The following is a 7,294-nucleotide window of genomic DNA, read 5'->3' as shown; positions in this document are numbered from 1 at the left end:
CTTCCCCCACACGACCCTCTCCCGACCTCTTTGTCACTCGCTTCTCTCAAGCGACAACTATATTAGTATATCACAATCACTTTCGCTTGTCAACACTTTTTTGAAACTTTTTTAATCTTTTTTTCATCAAGTGTTACAACCGCAACATACTATAGTCCGTACGGGATTCGAACCCGTGTTACCGCCGTGAAAAGGCGGTGTCTTAACCCCTTGACCAACGGACCAGAGTTGTTATTTTCAACTCTTACTATTATACCGACTTTTTCAGACTTGTCAACACCTTTTTCTAATTTTTTTTAAACTTTTTACAATTTTTTGGCGAGAAGTCATCTAAATGGAGGCTAGCCCTCATGCCTGGTTTGGAGCAGAAACCTCTAACTTACACCTAGCCATTGATGATGCTTCTGGCAATATCCTAGGGGCTTATTTTGATAAACAAGAGACCTTGAATGCTTACTATCATGTCCTCGAACAAATTTTAGACAACCACGGCATTCCCCTTCAAATCAAAACAGATAAAAGAACAGTCTTTACCTATCAAATCTCCAACTCTAAGAAAATGGAGGACGATACCCATACACAATTCGGATACGCCTGTCACCAACTGGGGATTCTCCTTGAGACAACCGCTATCCCTCAAGCTAAAGGGAGAGTCGAAAGACTCAATCAGGCACTACAATCTCGCCTGCCTATTGAACTGGAACGAAACAATATTCATACCTTGGAAGAAGCCAATACTTTCCTTCTTTCCTACATTCAAACCTTTAATGAACAGTTTGGAAACAAGACAAAACTCTCTGTCTTTGAGGAGGCTCCTAAGCCCTCTGAACGAAATCTCATTCTGGCTAGACTGGCGGAGAGAGTCGTCGATAGTGGACACCATATCCGATTCCAAAATCGTTGCTATATCCCTGTTGAACAAGGAAAAGAAGTCTACTTCAGCAGAAAGACGAAAGCATTCGTTATAAAAGAAGTTGACGGTGACATCTACCTCAATATCGCTGACAAGATCTATCACACAAAGGAGCTACTAGTTCATGAACTCTATTCGAAAAACTTTGAATCAGAACCAGAACAAAAAAAGAAAGACGCAAGTATGTCCCTCCACAAACCCATCCGTGGAAACTCACATCTTTCAAACAATATCTTCAGAAAAATAAAAAGGATTATGAAGAGTTTACTAGTGAGGAGCTTCATTCTCCTCAGCTACAAGTATAATCTATTTCTCGCTAAATGGGAAGCTGTTCCTTAAAGGAAATCACTCTATCCCTTACATTTAGGAGAGAGAAAGTAAGGAGTCTAAGACAAGCATTTCATTTGATAAGAGGCTTGGAGTTGTGAGGCTAGAGAGCCAAGGCTAAGACTAGCCTTGGTTTAGCTGAAAAAACAGCTTCAAGGGTTCCTCGTGTCAAATGAAAGCAAAATAATTGCCCTCAATCTCACCATTTTTTGGGGCATCATCACTTTCGATTGACACACCTTTTCCTATTTTTTTCATTTTTTTGCATTGCTTCTTACCGGCTACGGATGTCAAACTCTTTAAACACAATACGTAAGTCTCTTAACACTCTTTGACGCCCTCGGAATCGTTCATTTCTTAAAATGCGTTCTAGCTCTTCTTGTTTCTCTTTACTTTGTTTGTTTCTATAATCTCTTAGTGTTTCATAAAAGAGATAATAGTCATCTATCCACAGACCTCCCTCGCTTATACGATGACTAATCTCACCTACTTCTTCATATGGTTCTTTATTATATCTTCGTTTGTAGCTTTCTTGTTTACGGATATAGTCTAGAATTCGATTCCGAAACTTAGTCTTAAAATATTTCCTTAAACGAGAGATATCTTCTACTAATCCTTCTTCTTTACTAATCAATTCATATAGACATATCATTCCCTCTTGGTCCCAATCCGACAATTCCCATAAATGAAGGTAATATTCATTTCTACACTTATACACAGTCCCTTGGACTTCTTCATACAATTCTTTAATCATAATTTTCCCCTTTCTAGATACAGTCTAACAGATTAGAAACACTTTTGGTACATTTCATCCATTCTGCACCCTTTAGCTCCTCAACTGCACAAAAAAGAGAGGTCTTGCCTCTCTTTGGGTTATTTTTCATCATTCATTTTTGACTTTACTTCATCATAAGATAATGCATGAGATTCCTCTTCTACTGCTTCAGGCATCTTTCCTGTTTCATAGAGAGATTTAATTTGTGTACTATCCAATGTTTCGTATTTCAATAGTGCTTCTGCAATCAACTTGTGAGTTTCACGATTTGACTGAATAATTTCAGCAGCTTTATTTCGTGCTTCATTCAATAATAAACGAACCTCTTCGTCAATTTCATAAGCTGTTTGTTCTGAAATTGATTTTTGAGGACTCTGTGCACCAAACATAGCATGATTTCCTTCATATTGTACTGGGCCAAGTTTTTCACTCATACCGTACTCTGTAACCATTGCACGCGCCATTTGTGTCGCCTGTTCAAAGTCGTTTGAAGCTCCTGTAGTTTGGACATTAAAGATAATTTCTTCAGCTACACGTCCACCCATTAAGCCAGCCAATTGCTCTTTCATATCTTCTTTAGATAGAAGCATTTGATCTTCTTTAGGAAGTGCAATCATGTATCCGCCTGCACGGCCTCTTGGTACAATTGTAACCTTATGAACAACGCGGGCATTCGATAAGACTAGGCCAACAATGGTATGTCCTGCCTCATGGTAGGCAACCAATTCACGTTCTTTTTGTGAAACTGTCTTATCTTTCTTAGAAGGTCCAGCAATCACTCTATCTTCTGCTTCATCAATATCTGAAGCATCAATTATCGATTTATTGCGACGAGCAGCAACCAAGGCTGCTTCATTCAAGACATTCTCTAAATCAGCACCAACAAAGCCTGGAGTTTGTTGAGCCACTAATTTCAAATCAACATCTTCTGCTAAAGGCTTGTTCTTAGCATGAACTTTCAAGATTGCTTCACGACCTTTAACATCAGGGCGACCAACCAATACTTTTCTATCAAAACGTCCTGGACGTAAAAGGGCAGGGTCTAGTACATCTGAACGGTTTGTCGCAGCAATGACGATAATCCCTTCATTTCCCTCAAAACCATCCATCTCAATCAAGAGTTGGTTCAAGGTTTGCTCACGTTCATCATTTCCTCCACCGAGGCCGACACCACGTTGGCGACCAACAGCATCAATTTCATCGATAAAGATGATAGCTGGCGCTGCTTTTTTGGCATCTTCAAAAAGAGAACGAACACGACTAGCTCCAACTCCGACAAACATTTCTACAAAATCAGAACCTGAGATACTCAAGAATGGAACACCTGCTTCTCCGGCGACTGCTTTAGCAAGCAAAGTTTTACCTGTTCCCGGAGGTCCCTCCAGAAGGACACCTGCTGGAATACGAGCCCCAAGTTTTGTAAATCGTTTTGGATCTTTTAAGAATTCAACAACTTCAACTAGTTCTTGTTTTTCTTCCTCAGCTCCAGCAACATCTGAAAATCTTACTTTAATATCTTCTTTATTTGCAGCTTTAGCCTTACTACGTCCAAAACTCATTGGATTACGGCCATTTCCTCCTCCCATATTTCCCATCATAGAGAATAGGAAGAAGAATAGAATTCCAAATGGCACAATGGATACGAGTAGATTAATCCACATACCACTTGAACTTTCATGCTTAACAGTTACTTCTGCTTTATGGTCAGTAGCAAGTTTTTGCAATTCTGATACGGTAGTATCTGCAGGAAGAATAGTGCTGGTAAATTTCTCTACCTTAGTAACAGATGGCGTGAAAAACTGAATGCCTGTTTCTTCTCTACTTGTTTTAGGATTTTTATAAACACCCGAAACTTCGATAACACTGCCATTTGGTTGGTAGGTTAATTCTTTTACATTGTCATCGGTAATTTCTTTTACCAATTCTGTATAATTAATTTGCTCACTTTTCCCTGCAACACTACCTGTACTAAAATACTGGTAAGCTGTAACTAGGAAAAAAATAAGTAATAACCATAGAAATGGATTTTTAATTAAACCATTATTTTGTTTTTTCATTAAAAATTATTCTTTCTAATTTGAATACACTTCTTCTTTCAATACTCCAACATAAGGAAGATTACGATAATTTTCTTTGTAGTCTAAACCATAACCTACTACAAACTCATTTGGGATAGTAAAGCAGGTATAGTCTGCCTCAATTTCTACAACACGTCCTTCTGGTTTATCCAACAAGGTTGCAATCTTAACAGAAGCTGCTTCTCTTGCAATAAACATATCTCGCAAATTCTTCAAAGTTTGACCTGTATCAATGATATCTTCTACAAATAGAACATGTCTTCCTTTGATATCTTGAGTCACATCTTGTTTAATATTGATAACACCACTACTTGCTGTTCCACCATGGTAGCTAGAAACCATCATGAAGTCCATTTCAATATGTGTATCAATATGTTTAACCAATTCAGCCATAAAAGGAATAGATCCTTTTAAAATCCCGACTAAGATTGGATTTTTTCCTGCATAGTCTTTAGTGAGTTGAGCACCTAATTTTTTAGCAGCTTCTGTAATTTCATCGTGTGAAACGAGAATTTTTTTAATATCGTTTTCTAACATTTTTTTACCTATCTATTTTTTCTATATAAAGTACAGTGTTCATTATATCATTTTTCGTGTTTTTACTCAAATTACTGGTCGCAATTCCCAAAATTGAGACAATTTCACCAAATTGCTCAATAATCAGAGCAGATTTTCGCTTTTCCATAGGGATTTTCAAATCAATAAATAAACGTCTGAGTTTTTTTCTATGCCCATTTTGAATCAAAACATCTCCTGTTTTTCGATGACGAATGTGTATGGATGTTTCACGTGAAACAGGTATTTGTTGAATTGATTCACCTTCTAATGGAAGTCCAAAAGAAAATAAATATCCTTGATAAGCTACCTGATTTTGATAGTGTAACACAAGTTCATCTTCCTTTTCATCAGCCTGCGGACTGATTTTACAAATCTGAAACTGTTGGTACTCTTTTATCAATTCATAGCCATTTTTAATCGGATGACGATACTGGCTTTTAGATTTTAAAATCTGCTGAACTTCAGCAAACTGAGCTTTTGTAAGATTCAAATCTGGAAAACGATTCAGATAAGTTTGAAGTAAAACTCTTTGTGTAGACTCAGAGTAAGAAAATAACTGCTGTAAATCTTCCACATTAATATTGTTAGATAATTCAGCTATTGCCAAATCATAATCTAAAATTTCATTGCCAATGCCTAAGATTGCATCCCTAAATCGAGGATTTTCTTTTTCCAATTCTGGTAAGTAAGAGTTTCGAATACGATTTCGAAAATAATGATTCTCCTGATTTGATGTATCTTCAAAGTGAAAAATTGATGGAAAGTCTTTTTTCTGAAAATGCAAGAAGGGACGAATGATTTCTATCTCTCCGACTACTTGCTTCTCCTTAATTCCTGATAGATAGCGCAAGCGAGTACCTCGAATCAAGCGCATCAAAATCGTTTCCACCTGGTCATCCGCATGGTGGGCAGTGACTAAGGCTGTCGCACCTGTCTTTTTCATGACCTCTTGAAAAAAATCATAGCGAAAATTTCGTGCACGCGCTTCTGAAAATTCTCCTGAAAAATTGCTGACATAAATAGGAAGTCCAGATTCAGCAGCCAACTTCCTTAATTCCTGTTCTTCCCAATCTGATTCAATTCTCTGCTTATGATTCACATGAGCCAGAATCAATTCAATCTCTAACTCTTTTTGATAAGTAAACAATACCTTAAATAGAAACATAGAATCTAATCCACCAGAAAGAGCTAGCACCACCTTAGTATGCTTTTTAAAATATCCTCTCTTGAGAAAATGATTTAAAAAATCTTGTTCTCTCATTTTAGAACCTCATAAACATCCTTGGCTATCTGAGAAATCGTATCATAATCAGAATTCTTAGTGAAAATAGAAAGAATAAATGGAAAATCTGCGTAGATAACACCCGTATCATGCTTAAATTCGTCCGCATCCCCAATTTTATGAGCTACCTTCACAGAAACACCTTTGGCAATTCGCTGATTATCAAAATCTGTTTTAGTCAAAGACTCTAGCACAAATCCATTTTGATTATAAATAGCTTCCATGACCTTCCCGGCCATCTTGGAAGAAATCAATTTTTCTTTTGGATTCCAATCATCTCCCATAATAGCAGACATCTTGGATTTGAATGTGGCATCAGATTGGTTTGAAATGTAATAACCCAATAGATTATGAGCTACATTATCAGATTCTTTAGATACTTTTGTGATTAAGTCCTTGAGAGAATACTCTTTATTATCCTCTTTTTTAGGAAGACTACCACTTCCCTCTGGTTTATAAGAACCTGGAAAATCATTGACTGCAGATACGTATTTTACAGTCGTATCTAACTGATAAAGACCATCATTTATTTTTTCTTGCGCATAATAGAGATAAGGGAGTTTCAAAACGCTAGCTGCATACATCTTTTCATCTTGATTGATACCTGCTTCTTTTCCAGTAGTCAGTTGCTTAACATAAATAGAGAATGAATCCTTCTGATATTTTTCCGATAACATTTCTTGGACTTTACTCATCCGATTATCTTCTTCAGAAGTTGATTCTTTAGCTACCCATCCAACCTGATTAATATGTAGAAATTCTCTTCCTTCTACAAACATGGTTTTGTCGATTGATACTTGCGAATAAGCTGATAAGGATGATTTCACTTCTTTTAAATCATAAGGGCTATTATACAGTTTAAAGTCAGATTCTAACCATACTTTTTTTATTGTTGAAGTTACCTCTGACTGATCATATAAAAATCGTTTGTCCGCAGCTATAAATTGATGATTTGATAGCTTAAATACCGGAATTCCTTGTTTATTTAAGCGCCACTCGGTTATTTGAAAACTTGTTTTAGGAGTCAATTTTCCAGATTCCACTACTAAATCTTCATTCGCATAGACAGGAACTTCTCCATAAACCATAGGAGAACTTAGCTTTTCTCTAAAATAAATACCAAAGTCAGATTGTGAAAGGTAATAAATTTCTTTCGAAGTATAGACGACTTCTTTTTCTGTGCTAACGACTTTTGAGATGGTCAAAAAACTCGGTAGCAACAAAATAATTAAGAATTTACGCATTCTTCCTTTCCTTTTCTTCTTGTAAACGCAATAATTGATTTTTATCAGCCAATTCTTCCAGCTTTTCATCTGATAAACTCAAAAATTGCTCAATTACATCTAATAAATTTTCCATTT

The 7,294-nt window shown here is 36.6% G+C and carries 6 protein-coding genes, 1 tRNA gene and 1 pseudogene; 1 reads left to right on the top strand and 7 read right to left on the bottom strand.

Translation table 11 applies throughout. From position 1 onward, the window contains the following. Positions 1–152 precede the first annotated feature (152 nt). Positions 153–224: transfer RNA gene (locus HT736_RS01480), tRNA-Glu, on the bottom strand. A gap of 98 nt (positions 225–322) precedes the next feature. Here HT736_RS01480 and HT736_RS01475 point away from each other — a divergent pair. After that, positions 323–1,218 (top strand): annotated as a pseudogene (locus HT736_RS01475) (ISNCY family transposase); the annotation flags it as partial. Between the two features lie 296 nt (positions 1,219–1,514). Here the strand turns inward: HT736_RS01475 and HT736_RS01470 are convergent. The 6 genes from HT736_RS01470 to HT736_RS11925 all read right to left on the bottom strand — a co-directional run bounded on the left by HT736_RS01470 (position 1,515) and on the right by HT736_RS11925 (position 7,292). After that, a complete protein-coding gene (locus HT736_RS01470) occupies positions 1,515–1,994 on the bottom strand; it encodes a sigma-70 family RNA polymerase sigma factor (RefSeq protein WP_000588858.1) in 480 nt (159 codons plus the stop codon). Positions 1,995–2,113: 119 nt separating this feature from the next. Next, a complete protein-coding gene (gene ftsH, locus HT736_RS01465) occupies positions 2,114–4,072 on the bottom strand; it encodes an ATP-dependent zinc metalloprotease FtsH (RefSeq protein WP_000744568.1) in 1,959 nt (652 codons plus the stop codon). Between the two features lie 15 nt (positions 4,073–4,087). Next, a complete protein-coding gene (gene hpt, locus HT736_RS01460; RefSeq protein ID WP_000892175.1) occupies positions 4,088–4,630 on the bottom strand; it encodes a hypoxanthine phosphoribosyltransferase in 543 nt (180 codons plus the stop codon). A 4-nt stretch (positions 4,631–4,634) separates the two neighbouring features. After that, on the bottom strand, positions 4,635–5,912 hold the full coding sequence (gene tilS, locus HT736_RS01455; RefSeq protein WP_054388171.1) for a tRNA lysidine(34) synthetase TilS: 1,278 nt from the start codon (positions 5,910–5,912) through the stop codon (positions 4,635–4,637). Beyond that, positions 5,909–7,177, bottom strand: a complete 1,269-nt coding sequence (locus tag HT736_RS01450) for a serine hydrolase (RefSeq protein ID WP_172930671.1) — start codon at positions 7,175–7,177, stop codon at positions 5,909–5,911. Before HT736_RS01450 ends, tilS begins: the two co-directional genes overlap by 4 nt. Further along, the gene (locus tag HT736_RS11925; RefSeq protein ID WP_000429334.1) at positions 7,170–7,292 is read right to left on the bottom strand and encodes an SP_0009 family protein; all 123 of its coding nucleotides are present in this window, start codon (positions 7,290–7,292) and stop codon (positions 7,170–7,172) included. Before HT736_RS11925 ends, HT736_RS01450 begins: the two co-directional genes overlap by 8 nt. Positions 7,293–7,294 lie beyond the last annotated feature (2 nt).

It is taken from the genome of Streptococcus sp. 339 (genome assembly GCF_013277285.1).
GTDB lineage: Bacteria > Bacillota > Bacilli > Lactobacillales > Streptococcaceae > Streptococcus > Streptococcus pseudopneumoniae.
The sequence above is the reverse complement of the archived record's forward strand: the minus strand, read 5'-3'. Positions and strand labels throughout refer to the sequence as shown.

What these genes read in the sequence shown, in the direction of transcription:
- HT736_RS01470 (WP_000588858.1), bottom strand. Translation starts at nt 1,994, where the DNA reads ATGATTAAAGAATTGTATGAAGAAGTCCAAGGGACTGTGTATAAGTGT.
- ftsH (WP_000744568.1), bottom strand. Translation starts at nt 4,072, where the DNA reads ATGAAAAAACAAAATAATGGTTTAATTAAAAATCCATTTCTATGGTTA.
- hpt (WP_000892175.1), bottom strand. Translation starts at nt 4,630, where the DNA reads ATGTTAGAAAACGATATTAAAAAAATTCTCGTTTCACACGATGAAATT.
- tilS (WP_054388171.1), bottom strand. Translation starts at nt 5,912, where the DNA reads ATGAGAGAACAAGATTTTTTAAATCATTTTCTCAAGAGAGGATATTTT.
- HT736_RS01450 (WP_172930671.1), bottom strand. Translation starts at nt 7,177, where the DNA reads ATGCGTAAATTCTTAATTATTTTGTTGCTACCGAGTTTTTTGACCATC.
- HT736_RS11925 (WP_000429334.1), bottom strand. Translation starts at nt 7,292, where the DNA reads ATGGAAAATTTATTAGATGTAATTGAGCAATTTTTGAGTTTATCAGAT.